Annotated in this window: 27 protein-coding genes; 19 read left to right on the top strand and 8 right to left on the bottom strand. The window is 73.1% G+C overall.

Translation table 11 applies throughout. The annotated features are described in order from the left end of the window. Window positions 1-90 precede the first annotated feature (90 nt). Genes IE172_RS19630 through IE172_RS19655 form a run of 6 tightly spaced genes read right to left on the bottom strand, consistent with a single transcriptional unit; the run spans window position 91 to window position 5,642 of the window. Window positions 91-993: an alpha/beta fold hydrolase gene (locus IE172_RS19630; RefSeq protein WP_190098544.1), complete on the bottom strand. Its 903-nt coding sequence runs from the start codon at window positions 991-993 to the stop codon at window positions 91-93. Further along, window positions 990-2,051, bottom strand: a complete 1,062-nt coding sequence (locus IE172_RS19635) for a branched-chain amino acid ABC transporter permease (protein ID WP_190098545.1) — start codon at window positions 2,049-2,051, stop codon at window positions 990-992. Before IE172_RS19635 ends, IE172_RS19630 begins: the two co-directional genes overlap by 4 nt. Continuing rightward, entirely contained in the window at window positions 2,048-2,974 is a 927-nt protein-coding gene (locus tag IE172_RS19640; protein ID WP_190098546.1) for a branched-chain amino acid ABC transporter permease, read from the bottom strand. The genes IE172_RS19635 and IE172_RS19640 overlap by 4 nt, the downstream gene beginning before the upstream one ends. Next, on the bottom strand, window positions 2,974-3,717 hold the full coding sequence (locus IE172_RS19645) for an ABC transporter ATP-binding protein (RefSeq protein WP_190098547.1): 744 nt from the start codon (window positions 3,715-3,717) through the stop codon (window positions 2,974-2,976). The genes IE172_RS19640 and IE172_RS19645 overlap by 1 nt, the downstream gene beginning before the upstream one ends. Then, window positions 3,714-4,454: an ABC transporter ATP-binding protein gene (locus tag IE172_RS35130; RefSeq protein WP_190098548.1), complete on the bottom strand. Its 741-nt coding sequence runs from the start codon at window positions 4,452-4,454 to the stop codon at window positions 3,714-3,716. Before IE172_RS35130 ends, IE172_RS19645 begins: the two co-directional genes overlap by 4 nt. 3 nt (window positions 4,455-4,457) lie before the next feature. Then, a complete protein-coding gene (locus tag IE172_RS19655) occupies window positions 4,458-5,642 on the bottom strand; it encodes a substrate-binding domain-containing protein (protein WP_190098549.1) in 1,185 nt (394 codons plus the stop codon). A 350-nt stretch (window positions 5,643-5,992) separates the two neighbouring features. On the opposite strand from IE172_RS19655, the gene IE172_RS19660 reads away from it, so the two are divergent. The 6 genes from IE172_RS19660 to IE172_RS19685 all read left to right on the top strand — a co-directional run bounded on the left by IE172_RS19660 (window position 5,993) and on the right by IE172_RS19685 (window position 13,799). Then, the gene (locus IE172_RS19660) at window positions 5,993-6,826 is read left to right on the top strand and encodes a M55 family metallopeptidase (protein WP_190098550.1); all 834 of its coding nucleotides are present in this window, start codon (window positions 5,993-5,995) and stop codon (window positions 6,824-6,826) included. After that, window positions 6,819-8,123, top strand: a complete 1,305-nt coding sequence (locus IE172_RS19665; RefSeq protein WP_190098551.1) for a M20/M25/M40 family metallo-hydrolase — start codon at window positions 6,819-6,821, stop codon at window positions 8,121-8,123. Before IE172_RS19660 ends, IE172_RS19665 begins: the two co-directional genes overlap by 8 nt. A 4-nt stretch (window positions 8,124-8,127) precedes the next feature. Further along, complete coding sequence (locus IE172_RS19670; protein ID WP_190098552.1) at window positions 8,128-10,092, top strand: prolyl oligopeptidase family serine peptidase; 1,965 nt, start codon at window positions 8,128-8,130, stop codon at window positions 10,090-10,092. Between the two features lie 5 nt (window positions 10,093-10,097). Continuing rightward, window positions 10,098-11,021, top strand: a complete 924-nt coding sequence (locus IE172_RS19675; protein ID WP_190098792.1) for a S66 peptidase family protein — start codon at window positions 10,098-10,100, stop codon at window positions 11,019-11,021. A gap of 67 nt (window positions 11,022-11,088) precedes the next feature. After that, complete coding sequence (locus IE172_RS19680; RefSeq protein WP_190098553.1) at window positions 11,089-11,643, top strand: GNAT family N-acetyltransferase; 555 nt, start codon at window positions 11,089-11,091, stop codon at window positions 11,641-11,643. A 164-nt stretch (window positions 11,644-11,807) separates the two neighbouring features. Next, window positions 11,808-13,799, top strand: coding sequence for a DUF5107 domain-containing protein (locus IE172_RS19685; protein WP_190098554.1), 1,992 nt, complete (start codon window positions 11,808-11,810; stop codon window positions 13,797-13,799). A 10-nt stretch (window positions 13,800-13,809) separates the two neighbouring features. Here IE172_RS19685 and IE172_RS19690 read toward each other — a convergent pair whose 3' ends face one another. Then, window positions 13,810-14,157, bottom strand: coding sequence for a VOC family protein (locus IE172_RS19690; protein WP_190098555.1), 348 nt, complete (start codon window positions 14,155-14,157; stop codon window positions 13,810-13,812). Between the two features lie 120 nt (window positions 14,158-14,277). Here IE172_RS19690 and IE172_RS19695 point away from each other — a divergent pair, with 120 nt between their 5' ends. Next, complete coding sequence (locus IE172_RS19695; protein WP_190098556.1) at window positions 14,278-14,712, top strand: phage holin family protein; 435 nt, start codon at window positions 14,278-14,280, stop codon at window positions 14,710-14,712. Window positions 14,713-14,790: 78 nt separating this feature from the next. On the opposite strand, the gene IE172_RS19700 is transcribed toward IE172_RS19695, so the two are convergent. After that, a complete protein-coding gene (locus tag IE172_RS19700; protein ID WP_190098557.1) occupies window positions 14,791-15,750 on the bottom strand; it encodes an LLM class F420-dependent oxidoreductase in 960 nt (319 codons plus the stop codon). Window positions 15,751-15,908: 158 nt separating this feature from the next. On the opposite strand from IE172_RS19700, the gene IE172_RS19705 reads away from it, so the two are divergent. From IE172_RS19705 to IE172_RS19760, 12 genes are all read left to right on the top strand, one after another. Continuing rightward, complete coding sequence (locus IE172_RS19705) at window positions 15,909-17,543, top strand: NAD(P)/FAD-dependent oxidoreductase (protein ID WP_190098558.1); 1,635 nt, start codon at window positions 15,909-15,911, stop codon at window positions 17,541-17,543. Then, window positions 17,540-19,387 (top strand): transketolase, encoded by a 1,848-nt coding sequence (locus IE172_RS19710; protein WP_190098559.1) that lies wholly within the window; start codon window positions 17,540-17,542, stop codon window positions 19,385-19,387. The genes IE172_RS19705 and IE172_RS19710 overlap by 4 nt, the downstream gene beginning before the upstream one ends. Beyond that, on the top strand, window positions 19,384-20,307 hold the full coding sequence (gene ligD, locus IE172_RS19715) for a non-homologous end-joining DNA ligase (RefSeq protein ID WP_190098560.1): 924 nt from the start codon (window positions 19,384-19,386) through the stop codon (window positions 20,305-20,307). Before IE172_RS19710 ends, ligD begins: the two co-directional genes overlap by 4 nt. Window positions 20,308-20,411: 104 nt before the next feature. Further along, window positions 20,412-20,792: a gas vesicle protein GvpO gene (locus tag IE172_RS19720; RefSeq protein ID WP_190098561.1), complete on the top strand. Its 381-nt coding sequence runs from the start codon at window positions 20,412-20,414 to the stop codon at window positions 20,790-20,792. Between the two features lie 55 nt (window positions 20,793-20,847). Next, complete coding sequence (locus IE172_RS19725) at window positions 20,848-21,282, top strand: gas vesicle structural protein GvpA (protein ID WP_190098562.1); 435 nt, start codon at window positions 20,848-20,850, stop codon at window positions 21,280-21,282. Next, window positions 21,279-22,052 carry a GvpL/GvpF family gas vesicle protein gene (locus IE172_RS19730; protein ID WP_190098563.1) on the top strand — a complete coding sequence of 258 codons (774 nt, stop codon included), beginning with the start codon at window positions 21,279-21,281 and terminating at the stop codon, window positions 22,050-22,052. Before IE172_RS19725 ends, IE172_RS19730 begins: the two co-directional genes overlap by 4 nt. 4 nt (window positions 22,053-22,056) lie before the next feature. Further along, window positions 22,057-22,320, top strand: a complete 264-nt coding sequence (locus IE172_RS19735) for a gas vesicle protein GvpG (protein ID WP_189559759.1) — start codon at window positions 22,057-22,059, stop codon at window positions 22,318-22,320. Beyond that, window positions 22,317-22,943, top strand: a complete 627-nt coding sequence (locus IE172_RS19740) for a DNA primase (protein WP_190098564.1) — start codon at window positions 22,317-22,319, stop codon at window positions 22,941-22,943. The genes IE172_RS19735 and IE172_RS19740 overlap by 4 nt, the downstream gene beginning before the upstream one ends. Next, the gene (locus IE172_RS19745; RefSeq protein WP_190098565.1) at window positions 22,940-24,175 is read left to right on the top strand and encodes an SRPBCC family protein; all 1,236 of its coding nucleotides are present in this window, start codon (window positions 22,940-22,942) and stop codon (window positions 24,173-24,175) included. The genes IE172_RS19740 and IE172_RS19745 overlap by 4 nt, the downstream gene beginning before the upstream one ends. Then, window positions 24,172-24,513, top strand: coding sequence for a gas vesicle protein (locus tag IE172_RS19750; RefSeq protein WP_190098566.1), 342 nt, complete (start codon window positions 24,172-24,174; stop codon window positions 24,511-24,513). The genes IE172_RS19745 and IE172_RS19750 overlap by 4 nt, the downstream gene beginning before the upstream one ends. Then, window positions 24,510-25,286, top strand: coding sequence for a GvpL/GvpF family gas vesicle protein (locus tag IE172_RS19755; protein WP_190098567.1), 777 nt, complete (start codon window positions 24,510-24,512; stop codon window positions 25,284-25,286). The genes IE172_RS19750 and IE172_RS19755 overlap by 4 nt, the downstream gene beginning before the upstream one ends. Further along, window positions 25,283-25,471 (top strand): gas vesicle protein, encoded by a 189-nt coding sequence (locus IE172_RS19760; RefSeq protein ID WP_189559764.1) that lies wholly within the window; start codon window positions 25,283-25,285, stop codon window positions 25,469-25,471. The genes IE172_RS19755 and IE172_RS19760 overlap by 4 nt, the downstream gene beginning before the upstream one ends. The last annotated feature ends 6 nt before the right edge of the window (window positions 25,472-25,477 follow it).

The following is a 25,477-nucleotide window of genomic DNA, read 5'->3' on the forward strand; positions in this document are numbered from 1 at the left end:
CCCCAAAAAAGCCGGAGCCCGGCGCCTGCGCAGGCGCCGGGCTCCGGCTTTTTTGGGGGGACGGACGGGCTCAGGTGTCCGCGACGCGCCTCACCCCTCGCCCCGTCCGGGCATCGCGGCCCGCACCGCGGCGGCGACTTCGCCGGCGGCCGGCGGGAAGAGGATCGAGTAGTGGTTGGTGCCGTCGACGCGGCGGGCCGGCATCCGGTCCGGGTCGAGGCCGGCCGCGGCGACACGTTCGGGATCGTAGAGCGCCCGCGGTTCGTCGAGCAGGCCGCGTTCGGCCCACAGCAGGGTGCCGTGCACCTGTGACCGGTGCACGGCGGCCAGGACCTCGGGATCACCGAGCACGTCGGCGCCGTCCGCGCGTACCGCGTCGAGCACACAGCTGCTGCGCAGCTCGGGCGCGCGGCCCGTGAGGTCGCGGTCGACGTAGGCGGCCACCCGCGGGCCCCAGTGCGGGGCGAGCGCGGGGTGGGCGCGGAAGAACGCCAGGTAGGACTCCCGGTCCTCGAAGGTCATGGACAGCCGGTCCATCGCCGGACCGATGACGGCCTGCAGCAGCTCGTCGATGTCGGTGCCCGCGGGAGCGGGGAAGCCCAGGCCGCCGTCGACCAGGACCACCCGCGGGAAGCGCTCCGGGTGGCGGGCGGCGGCCAGCGCCGCCACGAAGGCGCCCATGGAATGGCCCACGAGCACCGCCTGCCGCCGCCCGAGGTGGTCGAGGAGGGCGACGGTGTCCCGGACGTGCGCGGCCAGACCGTACGGACCGGGCAGGGCCGCGCTGGCGGCCCGCCCCCGCAGGTCGGGGGCGTAGAGGTCGGCGTCCGGCAGTTCCTCGGCCAGGTCCGCGAAGGCCAGGGAGTTGGCGGTGATGCCGTGCAGCGCGACGACCGGCGGGCCGGAGCCCGGCCACCGGGTGACGGCCAGTTCGCCGCCGCTCACCGGGACGGTGAGGCTCTGCGTCACGAGGCCGGGGACGGACGCGGTCATGATCTCCTCCTTCGGCCCAGGGCGGTGATGCCGCCGGGGGCGGCGTAGACGGCGAGGACGAAGAGCGCCCCGAGGACCAGCATCGGCTCCACACCGAGGTTCCAGCCGCCGAGCCGCTGGTCGAGGTAGGTGAAGAGCACCCCGCCGACGACGGGCCCCCAGCGGGTGCCGCTGCCGCCCAGCACCACCATCACCAGCAGGGTGAGGGTGAACTCCGGGGTCGAGGTGTGCGGGGTGGCGCCCGCCGTCACCAGCAGGTGCAGCACACCTCCGAGGACGGCGAGGGCGGACGCGAGGGTGAAGGCGCCCAGTTTGTAGGCGAACGGGCTGCGGCCGAGGACCGCGACGCGCTGCTCGTTGTCGCGGATGCCCTGCCACACGCGGCCGACCGGGCGGGCGGTGACGGTCCACACGACGGCCGCCACCAGGACCAGGTAGCCGAGGGCGAGCCAGTAGATGTGGACGGTGTTCTGCACGCCGACGAGCGCCGCCGGCACCCCCTCGACGTGCAGGGGAAGACCTTCCTCGCCGCCGGTGAGACCGCCGGGGTTGCGCTCCACGTAGATCGACCCGGCTTGGGCGAACGCGAGGGTGACCATGGCGAAGCCCACGCTGCCGAGGGCGAGGGTGCGCAGCGAGATGGCGCCCAGGACGACGGCGGCCAGCGTGCCGAGGACCACGGTGAGCAGGGCGGCGGGTACCAGACCCAGACCGAGCTCGGCCATGGCCAGCTGGGTCCCGTAGGCGCCGCCGGCGATGTAGAGGGCGTGGCCGAAGGACAGCAGCCCGGTACGGCCGAACATCAGGTCGTAGCCGAGCGCCAGCCCGCCGAAGACGATGCACAGCGCGAACAGCTGCAGTGAACCGGGGGAGTTGACCGGACCGTCGAGCAGGACCGGGATCTCCACCGCGGAGTACGGCAGCAGCGCGAGGAGCAGCAGCACGCCGGCCGGGAGGGTCAGCGGCCGGATCCGCCGCAGCCGCCCGGCCCCGTCCGGTGCGGGGCCCTTCACCGGTGCGGCGGCGGGCGTCGCCCGCGGGGTACGGGTGGCGGTCATGCCGTGCCTCCTGCGGCTTGTGTCCGGTGTGCGGCGAGCGCGCGGCGCAGCCGCAGCAGCGGCGAACCGGTACCGCCCGCCGGCCGGGTCAGTACGACGGCGGCGAGCAGGAAGACGACGGCGAGGTCGCCGTAGCCGCCCGCGTAGTAGTTGGCGTACTGCTGCACCAGGCCCACGCTGAGCGCGGACAGCGCGACGCTGGTGATCGACACCAGGCCGCCGATGATCACGACGACGAAGGCGAAGACGAGCAGCGAGGTGCCCTGATGGGGGGAGAGCGAGCCGAAGTAGATCCCGCCGAGCACGCCGGCGAGGCCCGCCAGAGCGCCGCCGAGCGCGAACACCAGGGTGAAGGCGCGGGTGACGTCGATGCCGAGCGCCGTCACCATCGCCCGGTCCTCGACCCCGGCGCGGACGATGAGCCCGTAGCGCGTACGGGACAGGAACAGCCGGACACCGAAGAGGACGAGCAGTGCCACCGCAATCAGCAGGAAGCGGTTGACGGGCACCCGGGCGCCGAGCACCCCCACGGTGCCGCTCAGCGCGTCGGGGACCGGGAAGGTGCGGGCGTCGGCGCCCCAGACGGTCTGCACCAGAGCCGGGACGGCCAGCGAGAGCCCCACGGTCACCAGGATCTGCTCCCTGACCCGGCCGTACAGCCGCCGGATGAGGACGAGTTCCACCACCACCGCGAGGGCGAGGCCGGTGGCCGTGCCCACCACCGCGGCGAGCAGCAGCCCCGGGACCCCGCCGACCGTCTCGGCGGTGCGCCAGGCGGTGTAGCAGGCGACGGTGAGGAAGGCGCCGTGCGCGAAGTTCAGCACGTCCATCAGCCCGAAGATCAGGGCGAGACCGGAGGCGATGAGGAAGTACAGGGCACCCAGGCCGAGTCCGGTCAGGGTGAGCAGGACGAGGGTGTCCATCAGGCGGCTCCCTTGCTCGAGTGACTGCCGACGCCCAGCAGCGCGGTCGTCCGTGCCGTGTCCGCGAGCAGTTCGCGGGCGTCACCGGTGTGCACCACCTGGCCGGCGTCCAGCACGACGGCGCTCCTGGCCAGCCGGCGCACCACCGCGAGGTTCTGTTCGACGAGCAGCAGCGGTACCCGCTCTGCGGCGCGCTCCAGCACCTCGGTGGCCTCGGTGACCACGCGCGGGGCGAGGCCCTTGGTGGGTTCGTCGACGACGACGAGGATGTTGTCGTTGAGCAGGGTCCGGGCGATGGCGACCATCTGCTGCTGGCCGCCGGACAGGGTGCCGGCCCGCTGGCCGCGGCGGGCGGCCAGTTCGGGGAACAGGTCGTGCACGAGGTCGTAGTGGTGGACGTGGCCCGGGCGTTCGGCCAGGGCGAGGTTCTCGGCGACGGTCAGGCCGGCGAAGACGCCCCGGTCCTCGGGGGCGTAGCCGATGCCGCGCCGTACCGTGCGGTGGGTGGGTTCGGCGGTGATGTCCTCGCCGGCGAGGGTGACGCGGCCCGCGGTCACCCGCCCGCCGTCGGGCAGCAGGCCGAGGATCGCGCGGATGGTGGTGGTCTTGCCGACGCCGTTGCGGCCCAGCAGGGCGGTCACCCCGGAGGCGGGGACGTCGAAGCCCACGCCGGTCAGGATGCGCGAGCCCGCGATGTCCACGTCCAGGCCCCGGACGGTGAGGATCGGTGGCTCCGAGGTCACAGCTCATCTCCCAGGTAGGCCTGTTGAACGGTCGCGTCCGCCATGACCTCGGCGGGACTCGCGGCGGCGAGCAGCCGCCCGTGGTGCATGACGGCGACCCGGTCGGCCAGGCCGAGCACCACGTCCATGTGGTGCTCGACCAGCAGCACGGTCCGGCCCTCGTCACGGTGCAGCGAGCGGATGAGGTCGGTGAGTTCGCCGGTCTCCTCCGCGGCCACCCCGGCCATCGGTTCGTCCAGGAGCATCAGCCGCGCTCCGGCCGTGCCACCGTCGAGGGTGGGGGCCAGCAGCATCGCCAGCTCGAGTTTGCGCTTGTCCCCGTGGGACAGGCCGGCCGCGAGGTCGGCGCCCCGGTCGGCCAGGCGGACCCGGGCCAGTACGCCGGTCACGTCGTCCGCGCCGACCCCGCGCACCCCGGCGGACCGGGCGGCCAGCTCCACGTGTTCGGCCACCGTCATGGTCGAGAAGACCGAGGACGACTGGAAGGTGCGCCCGATGCCCCGGCGGGAACGCCGGTGCGGAGGCAGGCCGGTGACGTCGTGACCGTCGAGGCGGACGGTGCCGCCGGTCGGCCGGGTCAGACCGCTGACGAGGTTGAACAGGGAGGTCTTCCCCGCGCCGTTGGGGCCGATGACGGCCAGCAGTTCTCCCTCGCCCACGTCGAGGGAGACCTCGCTGATGATGTCGGCTCCGCCGACGGACCAGCTGAGCCGGTCCAGTTGGAGTACGGGCGTCATGCGTCAGCCGATCTTCTTCTCGGCGGGCGCGACCTGCTCGGCGGGGAAGGTCCGCGACACCTCCGGTTCGCCGGCCGTGGTGAACTTCGCCTGGAAGGTGGGCTGGAGCAGCGCGTGGTCACCCGCCCGTACGGTGTTCTGCCCCTTGACGCCGGAGAAGGTGAAGCCCTCGAGGGCCTTGACCATGGCGTCGGTGTCCGCGTCCGCCCCGCCGGCCCTGACGGCCTCGACGACCATCTGGGCGGCGTTGTAGCCGTCCGGCGTGAACAGGTCCTCCTCCCACTTCTTCTTCCCGAAGTACGCCCGCATGGCCTCGGCCTCCGGGGTGCTCGCGGCGCCGGGCACGTAGTGGGCCAGCAGGGTGACCTTCTCGCGTGCCTTGCCGAAGACGGGGTAACTGGCCCGGCTGTCCAGGCCGGTGACGACCGTGGCGGCGTCGAGCACGCCCTGCTGGTCCAGGGTGGACCACATCGCCTGGGCGGTGTCGCCCGCCCAGGCCACGAAGACCATGTCCGGCCCGGCCGCCTTGACCTTGCTCGCCACGGGGGTCAGGTCGGTGGCGCTGGGCGGGGCCAGTACCGGGGTCACCGTGGTGCCGCCGGTGCCCAGCACGGACTTGACGGCCGCCGCGTTGGCCTGCCCGAAGGCGTTGTCCTGGGCCAGGACGACGACCTTCTTGCCCGGGGAGTCGCCCAGGATGCCCTTGGCGGTCATCACGTCCTGGTAGGTCTGGCGGCCGGAGCGGAAGGTGTAGCGGTTGGCGGCGGTGAGCGCGTCGGTGGCGGCGGGCCCGCTGATGTAGAGCGTCTTGTTCTGGGCCGCCACCGGGGCGATCTGGGTGGCCACCCCGGAGGCCGCGGAGCCGGCGATGATCGGCACCCCCTGGCCGATGCGCTGCTTGGCCAGGGAGACGCCCTTGGCCGGGTCGCCGCCGTCGTCGTCCTTCAGCAGGGTGATCTTGACGCCGTCGACGGTGCCCGTGCCGTCCGTGGCGTGGTCGAGGCCGGCCTCGAAGCCCCGCAGGTACTGTTCGCCGTAGGAGGCCAGCGGGCCGCTGGTGGAGGTGATGAGGGAGACCCTCACCTCCTTCGAACCGGCGGCGGTGCTGCTGCCCGGGCTGGAGCACGAGGCGGTGAACGCGGTGGCGATCACGGCCACGGCGGCGGGAAGAAGGACGGATCTACGCATGACCGGACGGCTCCTCGATGCGGCGGTGGATGCGCCCCGGAGCCATGGCTCCGTCACGGAAACACCGTGCCCTGGGCGGTACCCGGCAGTGTGTTTCCCGCCACCAGAAGCCCACAATGTGGTCTGCCTACATGCGGAATGGCTCGACCATGTAGGCCGCACCCGTCTGTCGGCCCTCGGCAGGAGGTGCGGCACGGGCCGCCCGCCGCCTCCGCGTGACGGGTCGTACCGGACCGGCGCCCCGCCCGCGGCCGGACGGCCCACGCCGGCACCCGGGGCCCGGTGGTGTGGACCTGTGACTGTCGAGGCGGCCCTGGCCAGCAGATTCTCCGGCATGTAGCGTCGTCCGCATGAAGATCCTCATCAGCGCCGACATGGAGGGCGCCACCGGTGTCACCTGGCCGGCCGACGTGCTGCCGGGGACTCCCCAGTGGGAGCGGTGCCGGTCCATGTTCACCTCGGACGTCAACGCCGCCGTGCAGGGCTTCTTCGACGGCGGCGCCGACGAGGTGCTGATCAACGAGGCCCACTGGACCATGCGTAACCTGCTCCTCGAACAGCTGGACGAGCGGGCCGAGATGCTCACCGGCCGGCACAAGGCGCTGTCCATGGTCGAGGGCGTGCAGCACGGGGACGTCGACGGCATCGCCTTCATCGGCTACCACGCGGGCGCCGGCATGGAGGGCGTCCTCGCCCACACCTTCCTCGCCAACTCCATCACCGGCGTGTGGGTCAACGACGTACGGGCCAGCGAGGGCCTGCTCAACGCGCACGTGGTCGCCGAGTACGGCGTGCCGGTGGTCCTGGTCACCGGCGACGACGTGGCCTGCGAGGACGCGCTCGGTTACGCGCCCGAGGCCAGGAAGGTCGCCGTCAAGGACCATGTGTCCCGGTACGCGGCGGTGTGCCGCACCCCCGCCCGCACGGCCGCCGACATCCGCGCCGCCGCCAAGGACGCGGCGGCGCTGGCGGTGCGCCGGGAGCCCGTCGACGGCGGGCCCTTCACCGTGGCGGTGGAGTTCGACGCGGAGCACCTGGCGATGGCCGCCACCGTGGTGCCGGGCGTGACCCGGACCGGCGAGCGGAAGATCGCGTACACCAGCACGACCATGTACGAGGGAATCCGCACCTTCAAGGCGGTCACCACGATCGCCTCGAACGCGGTGGAGGAGCAGTATGGCTGACGCGCGGGCCCTGGACGAGGTCGTGACCTTCACGTCCGACCTGATCAGGATCGACACGACGAACAGGGGCGGGGGCGACTGCCAGGAGCGGCCCGCCGCCGAGTACGCCGCGGCCCGGCTCGCCGAGGCCGGCCTGGAGCCGGTGCTCCTCGAACGCACGCCCGGCCGGACCAACGTCGTCGCGCGTCTGGAGGGCAGCGACCCGTCGGCCGACGCGCTGCTCGTCCACGGTCACCTGGACGTCGTACCGGCCGAGGCGGCCGACTGGAGCGTCCACCCGTTCTCCGGGGAGATCCGCGACGGGGTCGTCTGGGGGCGCGGCGCCGTCGACATGAAGAACATGGACGCGATGATCCTGTCCGTGGTGCGGGCCTGGGCCCGGGAGGGCGTGAGGCCCCGCCGCGACATCGTCATCGCCTTCACCGCCGACGAGGAGGCCAGCGCCGAGGACGGCTCCGGATTCCTCGCCGACCGGCACGCCCACCTCTTCGAGGGCTGCACCGAGGGCGTCAGCGAGTCGGGCGCCTTCACCTTCCACGACGGCGCCGGGCGGCAGCTCTACCCGATCGCGGCCGGCGAGCGCGGCACCGCCTGGATGAGGCTCACCGCGCGCGGCCGGGCCGGACACGGCTCCAAGGTCAACCGGGAGAACGCGGTCACCCGCCTCGCCGCCGCCGTCAACCGGATCGGCGAGCACGAGTGGCCGCTGCGCCTCACCCCGACGGTGCGGGCCGCGCTCACCGAGATCGCCGCCGTGTACGGCATCGACACCGACCTGTCCGACGTGGACGCCCTGCTGGACAAGCTCGGCCCGGCCGCCAAGCTCGTCGAGGCCACCGTCCGCAACAGCAGCAACCCGACCATGCTGGACGCCGGGTACAAGGTCAACGTGATCCCCGGAGAGGCCGTGGCGCACGTCGACGGCCGGTTCCTCCCGGGCGCCGAGGACGAGTTCCGGGCGACCATGGACCGGCTCACCGGACCGGACGTCGACTGGGAGTTCGCACACCACGAGACGGCCCTGCAGGCGCCGGTGGACACCCCGACGTTCGCCCGGATGCGGGCCGCCGTCGAGGAGTTCGCGCCCGAGGGACACGTCGTGCCGTACTGCATGTCCGGCGGCACGGACGCCAAGCAGTTCTCCCGGCTCGGCATCACCGGCTACGGTTTCGCGCCGCTGAAGCTGCCGGAGGGCTTCGACTACCAGGCCCTCTTCCACGGGGTCGACGAGCGCGTCCCGGTCGAGGCGCTCCACTTCGGCGTCCGCGTCCTCGACCGGTTCCTGCGGACCGCCTGAACGAGTGGGGGAGACAGTGCAGACGGTGGCGTACGGCGAGTGGCCCTCGCCCATCGACGCGGCCACGGCCGCGGCCCACGACGGCAGCCCCGAGTTCGTGGGCTTCGTCGGCGAGGAGGTGTGGTGGACCGAGCCCCGGCCCGCCGAGGCCGGCCGGCGCACCCTGGTGCGCCGGCGCGCCGACGGCACGGAGGAGTCCGTGCTGCCCGCGCCGTGGAACGTGCGCACCCGGGTCATCGAGTACGGCGGCCTCCCGTGGACCGGCACCGTGCGCGACGGCGGCCCGGTCGTGGTGTTCGTGAACTTCGCCGACCAGCGCCTCTACCGGTGGGAACCGGGCGCCGAGCCGCGTCCGCTCACCCCCGTCTCCCCGGTCGGGGACGGACTGCGCTGGGCCGAGCCGGTGCTGCCGGCGGGGCGCGACGAGGTGTGGTGCGTCCTGGAGGAGTTCACCGGTGACGGCCTCAGCGACGTGCGCCGCGTCCTGGCCGCCGTGCCGCTGGACGGCTCGGCCGCCGACGACCGGGAGGGCGTGCGGGAACTGAGCGACGGACGGCACCGGTTCGTCACCGGGCCGCGCCTGTCGCCCGACGGCCGGCGCGCGGCCTGGATCGGCTGGGACCATCCGCGCATGCCCTGGGACGGCACCGAACTCCTCGTCGCCGGCGTCTCCCCGGACGGCACCCTCACCGGCGCGCGCGTGGTGGCCGGCGGGCCGGAGGAGTCCGTCCCCCAGGCGGACTGGACCCCCGACGGCCGGCTGCTGTACACCAGCGACCGCACCGGCTGGTGGAACCTCTACCGGGACGGGGAGCCGCTCTGCCCGCGCGAGGAGGAGTTCGGCGGACCCCTGTGGAAGCTGGGGCACCGCTGGTTCGCCCCGCTGGACGGCGGCCTGATCGCCGTCCTCCACGGCCGGGGCGCCCCCGCGCTCGGCATCCTCGACCCCGAGACCGGTGAGGTCTGCGACGCCGCCGGACCCTGGACCGAGTTCGCGCCGTCCATCGCCGCCCACGGCGAGCGGGTCGTCGCCGTCGGCGCCGGACCGCGCAGCGGTCACGAAGTGGTGGAGCTGGACACCAGGACCGGCCGGGCCCGCGTGATCGGCGCCGCGCACCAGGACGCCGTGGACCCCGCGTACTACCCCGAACCACGGGTCCGCACCTTTACCGGACCGGACGGCCGGGAGATCCACGCCCACGTCCACCCGCCGCACCACCCCGGCGTCACCGGGCCCGCCGGCGAGCTCCCGCCCTACGTGATCTGGGCGCACGGCGGCCCCACCGGCCGGTCGCCGCTCGTCCTCGACCTGGAGGTCGCCTACTTCACCTCGCGCGGCATCGGCGTCGCCGAGGTCAACTACGGCGGCTCCACCGGTTACGGGCGCGAGTACCGCAACCGGCTGCGCGAACAGTGGGGCGTGGTCGACGTCGAGGACTGCGCGGCCGTCGCCCGTGCCCTCGCCGACGAGGGCACCGCCGACCGCGACCGGCTCGCCGTGCGCGGCGGCAGCGCCGGCGGCTGGACCACCGCCGCCTCGCTCACCACCACCGACGTCTACGCCTGCGGCACCATCATCTACCCGGTGCTCGACCTCGCCGGCTGGGGCACGGGGGAGACCCACGACTTCGAGTCCCAGTACCTGGAGACCCTCGTCGGCCCGCGTGCCGAGGTGCCCGAACGGTACGTGCGGCGTTCCCCCGTCGAGCACGCCGACCGGCTGTCCGTGCCCTTCCTGATGCTCCAGGGACTGGACGACGTGATCTGCCCGCCCGTGCAGTGCGAGCGGTTCCTGGCCCGGCTGACCGGCCGGGGCGTACCGCACGCCTACCTCACCTTCGAGGGCGAGGGCCACGGCTTCCGGCGGGCGGAGACGATGGTGCGCGCCCTGGAGGCGGAGATGTCCCTGTACGCCCAGGTGTTCGGGATGGAACCGCCGGGTGTGCCGACGCTGGAGCTGGGCGCGTGAGCCGGGTGGAGCCGCTGCGGCGGCCTTCCCGCCTCGCCGCCGGCGCCCGGGTGGCCGTCGTCGCGCCCAGCGGCCCGGTGCCCGAGGACCGGCTCGAGGCAGGGCTCGACATCCTGCGCGGCTGGGACCTCGACCCGGTGGTCGCCCCGCACGTCCTCGGCCGGCACGGCGAGCTCCCCTACCTCGCGGCCGGCGACGCCGAGCGGGCCGCCGATCTCCAGTCGGCCTGGTGCGACCCGGCCGTCGACGCGGTGATCTGCGCCCGCGGCGGCTACGGCGTGCAGCGCATGGTCGACTCCCTCGACTGGGAGGCGATGCGGGCGGCGGGACCGAAGGTGTTCGTCGGATTCAGCGACATCACCGCGCTGCACGAGGCGTTCGCGGTCCGGCTCGGCCTGGTGACCCTGCACGGGCCGATGGCCGCGGGCCTCGACTTCGTGAAGAGCGCGCGCGCCCAGGACCACCTCAGGGCCACCCTCTTCACTCCCGAGACGGTCCGCACCCTCGTCTCCGACGGCACCGCCCTCGTCCCCGGACGGGCCCGCGGGGTCACCCTGGGCGGCTGTCTCTCCCTGCTCGCCTCCGACCGGGGCACGCCGCACGCCAGACCCTCCGCGCGCGGCGGACTGCTCTGCCTGGAGGACGTGGGGGAGGAGACCTACCGGCTCGACCGCGACCTCACCCAGCTGTTGCGGGCCGGCTGGCTGGACGGCGTCCACGGGCTGCTGCTCGGCTCCTGGGCGCGGTGCGAACCGTACGAGGGGGTGCGGACGCTGCTCGCCGACCGGCTCGGCGGACTCGGCGTGCCGGTGGCCGAGCAGTTCGGGTTCGGCCACTGCGACGACGGGCTCACCGTCCCCTTCGGTGTGGCCGCGGAACTCGACGCGGACGCCGGCACGCTGACCCTGGAAGAACCGGCACTGACCTGAACCGCCGGCGGGCCGTGCCGGGCCCCGACGCCCGGCACGGCCCGCCGGTGCGTCGTAGGGTGGCGGGGTGCCGCACACCGCTTCCCGCTACCTCGCCGAGGGCGCCCGCGTCGGGCTGCGCCACTTCACCCACGCGGACGGCGCCGAGTTCACCGTCCGTGCCCGCGAGAGCAAGGACCTGCACCACCCGTGGCTCTTCCCGCCGGACGGCGCGGCCGCGTACGCCGCGTATGCCGGGCGGCTCATCGAGGACCGCACCAAGGCGGGGTTCCTGGTGTGCGACAAGGAGGCCGACGGCGCCCTCGCCGGGTTCATCAACATCAACAACATCGTCGGGGGCGGCTTCCTGTGCGGCGCGCTCGGCTACGGCGCCTTCGCCCACGCGGCGGGACGCGGACTGATGCGCGAAGGGCTGCACCTCCTCGTGCGGTACGCCTTCGGGCCGATGCGGCTGCACCGGCTGGAGATCAACGTGCAGCCCGGCAACGCGGCGTCCATCGCCCTGGCCCGTTCCTGCGGGTTCCGCCTGGAGGGCTTCTCCCCGAAGATGCTCTTCATCGACGGCGCCTGGCGCGACCACGAACGCTGGGCGATCACCAGCGAGATGACGGCGGACCGCTGAGGAGCGGACTCCGCGCGGGCGAGGACGATCCGCACGACGAGCATCCCCGTGGTGGACGCCCCCTCCGACCAGGAGCGGCGGCGTCTTCGACGCGACAGTCGTCGCCGCCTCGATGTGAACCCGGCCCGCAGCGCCCCTGTTCACGCGGGCCCGGGGCGGCTTCCATGGAGATCGTGACGACGATCCGACGTGAGGTACTGACGCTGCCCGCCGCGCATCTGGGCCCCGACAACCCGCTGCCGCCCCTGCGGCCCCTCGACGAGACGCACCGCATCGAGGACCGCGACAGGGCGGCTCTGCCGCGCGACATGGCCCGGCAGATCGGCTACGCACCCCTGCACAGTCTGCTGCCCGTTCCCGTCCGCGACGGCTACGGCCGCGACCGCGAACCCCGCCCCGTCGACGCCCTGGTGATCGAGAACGACCGGCTGCGCGCCACTGTGCTGCCCGCCCTCGGCGGCCGGGTCGCCTCCCTCGTCCACCGGCCCACCGGCCGCGAACTCCTGTACCGCAACCCGGTGTTCCAGCCCGCCAACTTCGCCCTCAACGGCGCCTGGTTCTCCGGCGGCATCGAATGGAACATCGGCGCCACCGGCCACACCACCCTGTCCTGCTCACCCGTGCACGCCGCCCGCGTCCCCGCACCCGACGGCGGGGAGATGCTGCGCCTGTGGGAGTGGGAGCGGCTGCGCGACCTCCCCTTCCAGGTCGACCTGTGGCTGCCGGACGGCTCCGACTTCCTCTACGTCGGCGTCCGGATCCGCAACCCGCACGAGAAGCCGGCACCGGCCTACTGGTGGTCGAACATCGCCGTTCCCGAGGAGTGCCGCGTCCTCGCCCCCGCCCACGAGGCCTACCTCCCCCACTGCCTGAAGGGCGTGGGAGGTGCCCCCATCGGCTACGAACAGCGACTGCGCCGGGTGCCCGTGCCCGAGTACGACGGAGCCGACCGCACCTACCCGCCCAACAGCACCTACGCGGCCGACTACTTCTACGACGTGCCCGACGACCGCAGGCGCTGGATCGCCGCCCTGGACGCCGACGGCCACGGCCTCGCGCAGACCTCCACCGACGTCCTGCGCGGCCGCAAACTGTTCGTCTGGGGCCGCGGGCCGGGCGGGCGGAGCTGGCAGCGGTGGCTGACCGAGCCCGGCACCGGCGGCTACTGCGAGATCCAGGCCGGCCTCGCCCGCACCCAGCTGGAACACGTCGCGCTGGAGGCGGAGAGCGAGGTGTCCTGGCTGGAGGCGTACGGACCCTTCACCGCGCCGCCGCGGGGGGAGTGGCACCACGTACTGGACGAGGCGGAGACCCGGCTGGAAGCCGTACTGCCGCGCGCCCGGGTCGACGCCGCGTACGCCGCCTGGCAGCCGTACGCGGACACCGCACCGGGCGAGCGGCTCGCCACCGGCTCCGGCTGGGGAGCGCTCGAAGTGCTGCGTGCCGGCCTGAAGCTGCCCGGCACACCCTTCGACGAGGCCACCCTGGGCGAGGAACAGGCACCCTGGCTGCACCTGCTGCGCGCCGGCTCCTTCCCCGGGCCGTCCGCCGGCCGGCCGCCCGGCGGGACGCTGGTCGCCCGGCACTGGCGGGACATGCTGGAGACCGCTCCCGCCACCCCGCTCACCGAGTACCACCTGGGCGTCGCCCAGTGGCACGCCGGTGACCGGGCACAGGCGGTGCGCAGCTGGGAGCGGGGCCTCAGGCACACGTCGTCGACGTGGCCGGCGCTGCGCTGCCTGGCGGTCTCCGACCAGGAGGACCACAACCCGGCGCGGGCCGCCGACCGTTACCTGGAGGCCTTCGACGACCTGTGCCGCGAGGCCGGCGAGACGGCGGGCGACCGGACGGCCGTCACCGCGGCGCTCGGCCGGGAGGCGGTCGACGCGCTGCTCGCGGTGGGGCGCAGCGCGGACGCCCGCTCCGTGTGGCGGCGGCTGGACCCCGCGACCCGGGCCCGTGGACGGTTCCGGCTGGCCGAGGTGGCGCTGCTGCTCGCCGAAGGGCGGAAGGAGGAGGCCCGCGCCGTGTTCGACGCGGGCTTCGAGGTCGCCGACCTGCGGGAGGGGGACGAGGTCATCGGACGGCTGTGGGCCGCCCTCACCACCGAACCCCTGCCGGACCGCTACGACTTCCGCATGCGGCCCACTCCGTGACCGTCCGGGTTCAGGCGCGGCGGTCCGCGTACTCGTAGACCGCCCCGTCCGGGTGCCGTGCGATGAGGTTGCGGCCCACCGGGGTGGGGACGGGGCCGGCGATGATGTCGGCGCCCATCTCCGCGAGCACCCGGCCGGCCTCCTCGACGTCCTGCACCGCGATGGTCGCGGCGACCCTGCGCAGCACGTCCAGTTCCGCCGCCGGGCCGCTCATCAACAGGAAGCAGCCCACGGCGGCGACGTGGACGCCGGCCCGCTCGAAGCGGAGGGCCCTGCCGCCGGCCAGCCGCTCGTAGAAGGGGATGGCGGTCTCGATGTCGTCGACGCAGACGCGCAGTGTGGCACCCAGAATCTCCATGAGGACGAGCCTAGTTGGGACGGCCCGGGCCGGGTGTTCGCCCCGGACGATCTCCACACCGCTCTTCACACTCCGCAGGGGCGGGAGTTACCCGCCGCGGGCCACGGGTACCCGTGCGTCATGCAGCGTTTGGAGCACTTGGAGCATCTGGACAAGCACCTGGTCGACGAACTGGCCCAGGTGGCCCGCGAGACCGTGCGCGAGGAACTGCGCGAACAGGCGCGGGGACAGCGCCGCAAGGCCGCCCTGTACGCCGGGTCGGGCGCCGCCGCCCTGTACGCGGGCGCGGCCGTGGCGCTGGCCGTCGGTCTCGCCCTCGCCCTGGCCCTGCCGGGCTGGGCCGCCGCGCTGATCACGGCCGTGATCCTGGGCGCGGCGTCCTACGCCCTGCGCAGCGCGGCCCGGCCCGGGACAGCACCCTCCCGGCCCGCCGCGGGGCGGACCACGGCGCCCGGCGGCACCTCCGTCCCGCCGGTCCCCTCCACCCCGCCGACCGCGGGCCTCGTACCCCCGCGCCCGGACGACTCCGGCCACCGCGACACCCCCCGCGCCTGATCACCGGACCGGCGGGGGCCGGGGAAGGGTCCGGCAGCGCCGCGGGCGGCGCGTCCGCCGGAACCTCCCCCCCCCGGCTCAGGCGGTCTGGAGCTGCGGCAGCACCTTCGTGCGGTAGAAGTCGAAGAAGCCGCGCAGGTCCGGGCCGATCTGGTTGACGTAGATCCGGTCGAAGCCCGCGTCGGCGAACCGCCGGAGTTCGGCGACGTGCTCCTCCACGTCGTCGCCGCACACCCGGTTCTCGCGCACCATCTCCTCGGTGACCAGCGTCTGCGCCTGCTCGAAATGCTTCGGTGAGGGCAGCACCTGCCCCAGCTCGCCGGGCAGCTGCTCGTTCGCCCAGAGCCGGTGCACCGTGCGCACGCACTCGTCACGGTCGGTGCCGTAGCAGACCTTGGTGCCGCCGCTGACCGGTTTCCCGCCGCCCCCGCCCTTGCGGTACTGCTCCACCATCGAGGCGTCCGGCATCATTGTGATGTAGCCGTCGCCGACCCGGGCCGCCAGCTTGGTCGCCGCCGGGCCGAAGCCGGAGATGTCGATGGGGACGGGCTGCTCCGGCACGGTGTACAGGCGGGCGTTCTCCACCGTGTAGTGCGTGCCGTGGTGGTTGACCTCGTCACCGCTGAACAGCCGGCGCATCACCTGGATCGACTCCTCCAGCATCTCCAGCCGTACGTGCGCGGGCGGCCAGTGGTCGCCGAGTATGTGCTCGTTCAGCGCCTCGCCCGTGCCCACGCCCAGGCGGAACTCTCCCGGGGACATCACCGCGCTCGTGGCCGCCGCCTGCGCCACCACCGCCGGGTGCGTCCGCACCGTGGGACAGGTCACCGCCGTTCCCACCGGCAGGGACACCGCCTCCGAGAGCGCGCCGATCACCGACCACACGAAGGGGCTCTGCCCCTGCTCGTCGTTCCACGGATGGAAGTGGTCGGAGATCCACAGCGCCTGGAACCCGGCCTGTTCGGCCATCCGGGCCTGCTCGATCAGCTCCGCGGGACCGTACTGCTCGCACGAGAGGAAATAGCCGTACTCGGGCATGGGTGTTGCCTCCGCGACATGGGCGGTTGTGGTCCCGCGCCGGGTACCCGGTGGACCGGGCGGCAACCGGGTCCCCGGGCACCGGCCCGACGTTTGGGGGTCCCGGCCAGGGGGACGCGGAACTCTCCCGACGTACGCGACAGCGCCGGAGGCGAACCGTGAGTCGACCCCGCACAGTGATCGTCGGTGCCGGCTTCGCCGGGTACCGCACGGCCCGGACCCTGTCCCGGCTGGCCAAGGGCCGCGCCGAGATCGTCCTGCTGAATCCGACCGACTACTTCCTGTACCTTCCGCTGCTGCCCCAGGTCGCGGCCGGCATCCTGGAGCCGCGCCGCGTCACCGTCTCCCTCTCCGGCACGCTGCCGCAGGTGCGGCTGGTGCTGGGGGAGGCCGACCGCATCGACCTCGACGCGCGGCAGGTGCACTACACCGGACCCGAGGACGAGGGCGGCACCCTCTCCTACGACCGGCTGGTGCTCGCGGCCGGCAGCGTCAACAAGCTGCTGCCGATCCCCGGCGTCGCCGAGCACGCCCACGGCTTCCGGGGCCTGCCCGAAGCCCTGTACCTGCGCGATCACGTGACCCGTCAGGTGGAGCTCGCCGCGGCCACCGACGACCCCGCGGCCTGTGCCTCGCGCTGCACATTCGTCGTGGTGGGCGCCGGCTACACCGGTACCGAGGTCGCCGCGCACGGGCAGCTGTTCACCGACGCGCAGGTCGCCAAGCACCCCATGCGGACCGGGATGCGGCCGCGCTGGATGCTCCTCGACATCGCCGACCGGGTCCTGCCCGAGCTGGACGAACGGCTCTCCCGCACGGCCGACGGCGTGCTGCGCGAACGGGGCGTGGACGTACGGATGGGCACCTCCGTCAAGGAGGCCACGCCCGACGGAGTGCTGCTGACCGACGGGGAGTTCGTCGACACGAAGACGCTGGTGTGGTGTGTCGGGGTACGCCCCGACCCGCTCGCCGAGTCCCTGGGACTGCCCATGGAACGCGGCCGGCTGCTGGTCGACCCGCACCTGCGGGTGCCGGGGCGGCCGGAGGTCTTCGCCTGTGGTGACGCGGCCGCGGTGCCCGATCTGGAGAAGCCGGGGTCCTTCACCCCGATGACCGCGCAGCACGCGTGGCGGCAGGGGAAGGTGTGCGCGCACAACGTCGCCGCGTCGTTCGGTGACGGTGAGCGGCGCGCCTACCGGCACAAGGACCTGGGGTTCGTGGTGGACCTGGGCGGCGTCAAGGCCGCCGCCAACCCGCTCGGCGTGAACCTCTCCGGCGTGGCGGCGGGCGCGGTCACCCGCGGCTACCACCTCGCCGCCATGCCCGGCAACCGGGTGCGGGTGGCCGCCGACTGGCTCCTCGACGCCGTACTGCCTCGCCAGGCGGTCCAGTTGGGGCTCGTACGGTCCTGGTCGGTGCCGCTGGACACGGCGTCGCCCGAGCTGGCACGGGTGGGCGGATCGCAGCGGCGGCAGGCGTCCCCGGAGGGGCAGCGGGCACCCGGCGAACGGACGCGACAGGAACCTTCCAGGCCGGGCGGTGAGCCCGCGAAGAACCAGCCGGGCGGTGAGCCCGCGAAGAACCGGCCGGGCGGTGAGCCCGCGAAGAGCCAGCCGGGCGGTGAGCCCGCGAAGAACCAGCCGGGCGGTGAGCCCGCGAAGAACCAGCCGGGCGGTGAGCCCGCCCGGGACCAGCCCGCCGTCACGCCGCCCCCCGATCAGCCGCCGCCCGGTCCGGACGTCTCGCCCGGACCCGTCAGGCGCACCGACCGCTTCACCGAAGGAGACTCATGAACACCGGCGAACTCGTCGAACTCGGGCAGCAGTTGCGCGTGGACAGCGTCCGCGCCGCGGCCGCCGCGGGCTCCGGGCACCCGACGTCGTCCATGTCGGCGGCCGACCTGACGGCGGTGCTGTTCGCCCGCCACTTCCGCTACGACTTCGACCGCCCCGACCATCCGGCCAACGACCGCTTCGTCCTCTCCAAGGGCCACGCCTCCCCGCTGATGTACGCCACCTACAAGGCGGCCGGCGCCATCGACGACGAGGAACTGCTCACCTTCCGCGAGAACGGCAGCCGCCTCGAGGGGCACCCCACCCCCCGCAGGCTGCCCTGGGTCGAGACGGCCACCGGTTCCCTCGGCCAGGGCCTCCCCGTCGGCGTCGGCATCGCGCTGGCCGGGAAGCGGCTGGACCAGGTCGACTACCGCGTGTGGGTGCTGTGCGGGGACAGCGAACTGGCCGAGGGGTCGGTGTGGGAGGCGGCCGAGCAGGCCGCGTACGAGAACCTGGACAACCTCACGGCGATCGTGGACGTCAACCGCCTCGGACAGCGCGGACCCACCCGCCACGGCCACGACCTCGACGCCTACGCCCGCCGCTTCCAGGCCTTCGGCTGGCACACCGTCGAGGTGGACGGCCACGACGTGGACGCCGTCGACCGCGCCTACGGCGAGGCGCTCTCCACCAGGGGCCAGCCCACCGCGATCATCGCTCGCACCCTCAAAGGCAAGGGCGTGGCATCCGTCCAGGACCGCGAGGGCCTGCACGGGAAGCCGCTGCCGGAGGCCGAGGACGCCGTCGCCGAACTCGGCGGCCCACGCGACCTGCGCATCCCGCCGCATCCGCCGTCCTCCGACGGAGCCCGACCCGCCCGGAAGGCCACGGAGCCCGCCCTGCCGCGCTGGGACAAGGGCGAGGAGGTGGCGACCCGCGACGCCTTCGGTGAGGCGCTGGCCGCCCTCGGCACCGCCCGCGGCGACGTCGTCGCCCTCGACGGAGAGGTCGGTGACTCCACCCGCGCGGAGTTCTTCGCCAAGGAGCACCCCGAGCGCTACATCGAGTGCTACATCGCCGAACAGCAGATGGTCGCGGCCGCCGTGGGCGTCGCCTCGCGCGGCTGGACGCCGTACGCCTCCACCTTCGCGGCGTTCCTCACCCGCGCCCACGACTTCGTCCGCATGGCCGCGGTCAGCGGCGCCGGCCTCAACCTCGTCGGCTCGCACGCGGGCGTGGCCATCGGCCAGGACGGTCCCAGCCAGATGGGCCTGGAGGACCTGGCGATGATGCGCGCCGTGCACGGCTCGACCGTGCTGTACCCGTGCGACGCCAACCAGACCGCACGGCTGGTCGCCGCCATGGCCGGCCTCGACGGCATCCGCTACCTGCGCACCTCGCGCGGCGGGAGCGAGGTGATCTACGGGCCCGACGAGGACTTCCCCATCGGCGGCAGCAAGGTGCTGCGCTCCTCCGGCGACGACCGGCTCACCCTCGTCGCCGCGGGCGTGACCGTGCCCGAGGCGCTCGCCGCCGCCGAGGCACTGCAGGGCGAGGGCATCGCCGTACGGGTGATCGACCTGTACTCGGTGAAGCCGGTCGACCGGGAGACGCTGCGCACCGCCGCCGAGGAGACCGGCTGCCTGATGACCGTCGAGGACCACCATCCCGAGGGCGGGCTCGGGGACGCGGTCGCGGAGGCCTTCGGCGACGGACGCCCCGTCCCCCGCCTGGTGCGCCTCGCCGTCCGCGGCATGCCCGGCTCGGCCTCGCCGGACGAGCAGCTGCGCGCCGCCGGTATCGACGCCGGGTCGATCGCCGCGGCCGGCCGGCTGCTGGTGGGGGAGGCGATCGTGTCGTGAGCGGCGACGGGCCGCGCACCGTACGGGCCGGAGGCCGCACGGTGGAGATCCACCGGCCCGGCAAGGTGCTCTTCCCGGGGGACGGGGGCGCCGGGGAGTACACCAAGGGCGACCTCGCCGACTACCACTTGGCCGTCGCCCCGTACATGCTGCCGCCCCTGCGGGACCGCCCGCTCATGCTGGACCGGCGTCCCGACGGCGTCGGCGGCCCCTCGTTCATGCAGAAGAACACCCCCGACCACTACCCGGACTGGATCACCCGGGCCGACGTAGCCAAGGAGGGCGGCACCGTCACGCACACGGTGTGCGACAGTGCCGCCGCCCTCCTGTACCTCGTGGACCAGGCGAGCATCACCCTGCACCGCTGGCTGTCCCGCACGACCAGGACCGGCCACCCGGACCGGCTGGTCTTCGACCTCGACCCCGCGGTCGACGACTTCGAGACGGTGCGGGAGGCGGCGCGGCTGCTGGGGGAACTGCTGGACGAGCTGAAGCTGCCGTCGGCGCTGATGACCACCGGTTCCCGGGGCCTGCACGTGATCGTGCCGCTGACCGGCCGCCATGACTTCGACGAGGTGCGCGCGTTCGCCCGGGAGGTCGCGGACACCCTCGCCGGCGCCCACCCCGACCGGCTCACCACCGCCGCCCGCAAGAGGGACCGCGGCGACCGGCTCTACCTCGACGTGCAGCGCAACGCCTACGCGCAGACCGCGGTCGCCCCCTGCACGGTCCGCGCCCTGCCCGGCGCGCCCGTCGCCGTGCCCATCTCGTGGGACCAGCTGGACGATCCGGCGCTGCACGCCCGCCGCTGGACGGTCGCCGACGCCGTCGAACAGGTCCGCACCGACCCGTGGGCCGGGCTGCTGAGCCGGGGACGCTCCCTGGTCCCGGCCCGCCGACGGCTCGCGGGACTGCGCTGAGCGGGGTCCACGCACCGGCCGGGCGGGCAAGCCGGACGGGGCAACCGGGTGAGCCCGGGAGGTTTGGCGAACAGTCTTGCGGCCACACGGAGGGGGAGGTGGCCATGTCGAACACGAAGAACACCGAAGAGTCACAGGATTCACAGGAATCCCAGGACTCACAGGACTCACAGAAGTCCCGGAAGCAGACCGACAACAACACAAGCACCAAACGGCCCAGTCCCATGGAGGTGCTGCGCCAGGCGCGCGGACAGCTCGCGGAGCTCACCGGTATGGAGGCCGAGTCCGTGTCGTCCTTCGAGCGGACGGAGGACGGCTGGGCGCTCGAGGTCGAGGTCCTCGAACTCGAGCGGGTGCCCGACACGATGAGCCTGATGGCGAGTTACCAGGTCGAGCTCGACCCGGACGGGCAGCTCACCGGGTACCGGCGGGTCCGCCGCTACGAGCGGGGCCGTGCCGACGCGCGCAGGTCCGGCGGCCGCTAGGCCGCCCGGCGGGACGCACACCCAGGGATCACACAGACAAGGAGGAACAGCCGGAATGACAGTCGTACCGGCACAGCAGTCCGGCGGTGGGGGCGGCAGCAGCGGCCTCTACGACGTGCTTGAGCTCGTCCTGGACAGGGGGCTCGTCATCGACGCATTCGTGCGCGTGTCCCTGGTCGGCATCGAGATCCTCAAGATCGACGTACGTGTCGTCGTCGCCAGCGTCGACACCTATCTCCGCTTCGCCGAGGCGTGCAACCGTCTCGACCTGGAAGCGGGACCCCGCAAGAGCCCGGGCCTGCCCGAGATAGTCGGCGAGGTCACCGAGTCCGGTGCCCGGGGCAAGTCCAAGGGCGCCCTCTCGGGTGCCGCCGAGACCATCTCCGACGCCTTCAAGCAGGCGCGTGACGACGGGTCCGAGGAAGAGACCCGGTCCCGCCCGCGAGCCCGCAAGAGCACGGCGGCCCGCCGTAAGGAGGAGCAGGAGTGAGCACCTACGTCTACGGCATCACGGCGGCGACGCACCCGTCGCTGCCCGAGGGCATGGGCGGGGTCGGCGACCCGTCGCGCCCGGTGCGCGTCCTGCGGCAGGGCGAACTGGCGGCCGTCGTCAGCGACGCCCCCGACGGGCTCCGCCCCAAGCGCCGGGAACTGCTCGCCCACCAGAACGTGCTCAGCGAGATCGGCGCGGCCGGCTGTGTGCTGCCCATGCGGTTCGGCAGCGTCGCCCCGGACGACGACTCCGTCACCGGCGTCCTCGCCGAGCGTGCCGAGCACTACCTGGAGCGGCTGCGCGCGCTGGACGACCGGGTCGAGTACAACATCAAGGCCAATCACGTGGAGGAAGCCGTACTCCACCACGTGATGGCGGGAAACCCGGAGATCCGCTCCCTCGCGGAGGCCAACCGCCAGTCCGGCGGTGGCAGTTACGAGGACAAGATCCGTCTCGGCGAGATGGTCGCCGCGGCGGTCAAGGACAAGGAGTCCGAGGACGGCACCGCGCTGGAGCAGGCGCTGGAAGGGGCCGCCGACGCCGTGAGCGTGGGCCCCGAGTCCACGGGCTGGCTCGCCAACGTCTCCTACCTGGTGAAGCGGGAGACGGCGGAGGACTTCCTGGCCGTGGTGGAGCAGGTCCGCAAGGACATGCCCCACGTCGAGATCCGTCTGAACGGACCGCTCCCCCCGTACAGCTTCGTCGAGCCCGGACCGGCTGAGCCGGCGGGCACCGCGGCCGGTGGGGCGGACACCGAAGCGAGGTGACGTCATGGGCCTGATCTCGGAGGTGCTGCTGCTGCCGTTCGCACCGGTGCGCGGCAGCGCCTGGGCAGTCCGGCAGGTGCTGCAGGAAGCGGAACGCATCTACTACGACCCTGCGACCATCCGCGCCGAGCTGGCCCGACTGGAAGAACTGCTGGAGGCCGGAGAAATCACCGAGGAGGAGTTCGACCGGCAGGAGGACGAACTCCTCGACCGGCTGGAGACCGCGACGCGCACAGGCGCGGGTAGTGGGGACGGGACGGCACGATGAATCGAACGGGAATGGGCCTCGCGATCGGGGCGGGATACCTCCTCGGACGGACCAAGAAGCTCAAGATGGCACTCGCCGTCGGCGGGCTGGTGGCGGGCAAGAAGCTGAACCTCAGCCCCCGGATGGTCGCCGAGCTGGTGTCCCAGCAGCTGCGCGACAATCCGCAGTTCAAGGAGCTGGGCGACCAGCTGCGCGGTGATCTGCGCGGCGTCGGCAAGGCGGCTTCCGGCGCGCTGGTCGAGCGGCAGCTCGGCTCGCTCGCCGACCGGCTGCACAGCCGGACCGCCTCCGTGCGCGGCGAGCTCGACGGCGCCGGTCCGCAGGACCGGGAGGATGACGACCAGGACGACCGGGACGCCGACGACGAGCCGCAGGAACAGGACCGCGGGCAGCCTCGTGACGAGGACCGGGACCGGGACGAGGAGGGCGACGAGGAACACGACGAGGAGCGGCCCCCCGCGAAGAAGGCCGCCGCCAAGAAGGCGCCGGCGAAGAAGGCCGCACCGGCGAAGAAGGCCGCGGCCAAGCGGACGGCACCCGGGAAGAAGACGGCCGCGAAGAAGACCGCGTCCGCCTCCCGGGGCGCCCGTTCCCGTACGCCGAAGGGAGGCGGTGAGCGATGACCGAGACCCTCGGAAAGGCCGGTTCCGCCGCGCGGGACAGCGCGAACGGAGCGTCGAAGAACCCGCTCGCCGACGTCGCCCACAGCGAGGCGGCGGACCGGCTCAAGGCGGAACTGCAGGACTACCTCGCCGCCCAGGCCACCCGCATGCTGAGCGGGCTCGGCAGCAAGCTCGGCGAGACCACAAACAAGCTGAACGACATCGCGGAGGGCAACAGCCCGGGCTTCGCCAAGCTGGCCGCCGACGGCGGCCGCAAGCTCGCCGAGGGCAAGGGCCCACTGCGCAGCGCCGTCGAGCTCGGCGCCTCACGGGTCAAGGACAACGTGATGGACAAGGTGAAGGGCCTGGGGGGCGGCGGCGGGAAGAGCAAGCGCAAGCGCACGTCCGGCAACAAGCCGACCGTCATCATGGAGACCATCGACGTCGGGGTGCCGCTGCGCACGGCCTACGACCAGTGGACCCAGTACCAGGACTTCTCCACCTTCGCCAAGGGCGTCAAGAGCGCCAACAAGAGCGACGACACCACCTCGGACTGGCAGGCGAAGATCTGGTGGTCCAACCGCAGCTGGAAGGCGACCACCACCGAGCAGGTCCCCGACGACCGCATCGCCTGGTCCTCGGAGGGCGCCAAGGGCACGACCAAGGGCGTCGTCTCCTTCCACCGCATCGCGGAGAACCTCACCCGGGTCCTGCTCGTCATCGAGTACTACCCGTCGGGCTTCTTCGAGAAGACCGGCAACATCTGGCGCGCCCAGGGCCGCCGCGCCCGGCTCGACCTGAAGAACTTCGCCCGCTTCATCACCATCAAGGGCGAGGCCGAGGACAGCTGGCGGGGCGAGATCCGCGACGCCGAGGTCGTCCGCAGTCACGAGGACGCGCTGGCCGAGGAGGAGGAAGCCGAGTCCGCGGACACCGACTCCGACGAGCAGGGGGAGGACGGGGAACCCGCCGGCGAGTACGAGGACGAGGACTCCGAGGGCGCCGAGGACTCCGAGGAGGAGGACGAGGACGAGGCCGGACCCGACGACGCGTACGAGGAGTCCGAGGACGAGGAGTCCGGGGAGGAGCCCGCCGACGACACGTACGAGGACGACGAGCACCCGGACGAGGAGTACGAGGACGACGACGAGGCCGCGGCCGAGGGCGACGAGCCGGAGTCCGAGTACGAGGACGAGTACGAGGACGAGGACGAGGACGAGGACGAGCGCGAAGAGAGCCGGAGCCGGCGATGACCACCCCCAGTCGGCTCCCCGACCCGTACGGCCAGGGCAGCAGCGCCAATCTCGCCGACATCCTGGAGAGGGTGCTGGACAAGGGCATCGTGATCGCGGGTGACATCCGCATCAACCTGCTCGACATCGAGCTGCTCACGATCAAGCTGCGCCTGGTCGTCGCCTCCGTCGACAAGGCGAAGGAGATGGGGATCGACTGGTGGGAGTCCGACCCGGCACTGTCCTCGCGGGCCCGCCGCGACGAACTGACGCGGGAGAACGCCGAGCTGCGTGAGCGGCTGGCCCGGCTGGAGGAACTGGAACTGGAGCCCCGTCGCGCACAGGAGGAGAACACGTGACCGGACTGCGGTACGTCTACGCGGTCTGCCGCCCCTTCGGCACGCCGCTCCAGGCACAGCTGACGGGGGTCGGTGGCGAACCGCCCCGGCTGCTTCCCCACGGCGACCTGGTGGCGGTGGTCAGTCACGTACCGGAGGGGGAGTTCGCGGAGAAGCCGCTGCGCGCCAATCTGGAGAACCTCGACTGGCTGACCGCGGTCGCCCGCGCCCACCAGGGCGTGATCGACGCGCTCACCACGGTCACGACCCCGCTGCCGCTGCGCCTCGGCACCGTGTTCCGCGACGACAGCGGCGTACGGACCATGCTCGAGGCGCGGGAGGAGGACTTCCGCCGCACCCTGGACCGGCTGGAGGGCCGGGTCGAGTGGGGCGTCAAGGTGTTCCTGGAGGAGGAGCGGGAGCCGCGGGCTCCCGCTCCCGCGGCGAAGCCCGCCTCCGGGCGGGACTACCTCCGGCAGCGGCGTCAGCAGACCAGATCACGGGACGACGCGTGGCAGCAGGCCGAGATCTTCGCGACCGATCTCCACCGGGCCCTGTCCGAGAGCGCCGAGGACTCCCGGCTGCACGCACCGCAGAATCCCACGCTCTCCGGGGCCACCGGGCGGAATGTGCTCAATGCCGCCTATCTCGTGCCGCGTGTGAAGTCCGAGGAATTCGTGGAACGGGTGGACCGGACGAAGGACGGAATTCCCGGAATTCGTGTCGAACTCACCGGCCCCTGGGCGGCCTACTCGTTCGCCGGTGAGGAATCGGCCGGTAAGGAGGAGGCGTGACCGTCGTCGAACGCCGCGAGATAGCCCTGGTGGACCTGCTCGACCGGCTGCTGGCCGGCGGGGTCGTCATCAAGGGCGACATCACCCTGCGCATCGCGGACGTCGACCTGGTCCGGATCGACCTCAACGCCCTCATCAGCTCGGTGAACGCGCAGGTCCCGTCCCCCTTCGAGGAGTCGCTGTGACGGCCT

Origin of the sequence: Streptomyces griseoflavus (genome assembly GCF_014649995.1) — a bacterium.
GTDB lineage: Bacteria > Actinomycetota > Actinomycetes > Streptomycetales > Streptomycetaceae > Streptomyces > Streptomyces griseoflavus.

What these genes read in the sequence shown, in the direction of transcription:
- IE172_RS19690 (WP_190098555.1), bottom strand. Translation starts at nt 14,157, where the DNA reads ATGGAGATTCTGGGTGCCACACTGCGCGTCTGCGTCGACGACATCGAG.
- IE172_RS19630 (WP_190098544.1), bottom strand. Translation starts at nt 993, where the DNA reads ATGACCGCGTCCGTCCCCGGCCTCGTGACGCAGAGCCTCACCGTCCCG.
- IE172_RS19635 (WP_190098545.1), bottom strand. Translation starts at nt 2,051, where the DNA reads ATGACCGCCACCCGTACCCCGCGGGCGACGCCCGCCGCCGCACCGGTG.
- IE172_RS19640 (WP_190098546.1), bottom strand. Translation starts at nt 2,974, where the DNA reads ATGGACACCCTCGTCCTGCTCACCCTGACCGGACTCGGCCTGGGTGCC.
- IE172_RS19745 (WP_190098565.1), top strand. Translation starts at nt 22,940, where the DNA reads ATGACCGAGACCCTCGGAAAGGCCGGTTCCGCCGCGCGGGACAGCGCG.
- IE172_RS19695 (WP_190098556.1), top strand. Translation starts at nt 14,278, where the DNA reads ATGCAGCGTTTGGAGCACTTGGAGCATCTGGACAAGCACCTGGTCGAC.
- IE172_RS19740 (WP_190098564.1), top strand. Translation starts at nt 22,317, where the DNA reads ATGAATCGAACGGGAATGGGCCTCGCGATCGGGGCGGGATACCTCCTC.
- IE172_RS19750 (WP_190098566.1), top strand. Translation starts at nt 24,172, where the DNA reads ATGACCACCCCCAGTCGGCTCCCCGACCCGTACGGCCAGGGCAGCAGC.
- IE172_RS19660 (WP_190098550.1), top strand. Translation starts at nt 5,993, where the DNA reads ATGAAGATCCTCATCAGCGCCGACATGGAGGGCGCCACCGGTGTCACC.
- IE172_RS19700 (WP_190098557.1), bottom strand. Translation starts at nt 15,750, where the DNA reads ATGCCCGAGTACGGCTATTTCCTCTCGTGCGAGCAGTACGGTCCCGCG.
- IE172_RS19725 (WP_190098562.1), top strand. Translation starts at nt 20,848, where the DNA reads ATGACAGTCGTACCGGCACAGCAGTCCGGCGGTGGGGGCGGCAGCAGC.
- IE172_RS19685 (WP_190098554.1), top strand. Translation starts at nt 11,808, where the DNA reads ATGGAGATCGTGACGACGATCCGACGTGAGGTACTGACGCTGCCCGCC.
- IE172_RS19735 (WP_189559759.1), top strand. Translation starts at nt 22,057, where the DNA reads ATGGGCCTGATCTCGGAGGTGCTGCTGCTGCCGTTCGCACCGGTGCGC.
- IE172_RS19720 (WP_190098561.1), top strand. Translation starts at nt 20,412, where the DNA reads ATGTCGAACACGAAGAACACCGAAGAGTCACAGGATTCACAGGAATCC.
- IE172_RS19710 (WP_190098559.1), top strand. Translation starts at nt 17,540, where the DNA reads ATGAACACCGGCGAACTCGTCGAACTCGGGCAGCAGTTGCGCGTGGAC.
- IE172_RS19665 (WP_190098551.1), top strand. Translation starts at nt 6,819, where the DNA reads ATGGCTGACGCGCGGGCCCTGGACGAGGTCGTGACCTTCACGTCCGAC.
- IE172_RS19655 (WP_190098549.1), bottom strand. Translation starts at nt 5,642, where the DNA reads ATGCGTAGATCCGTCCTTCTTCCCGCCGCCGTGGCCGTGATCGCCACC.
- IE172_RS35130 (WP_190098548.1), bottom strand. Translation starts at nt 4,454, where the DNA reads ATGACGCCCGTACTCCAACTGGACCGGCTCAGCTGGTCCGTCGGCGGA.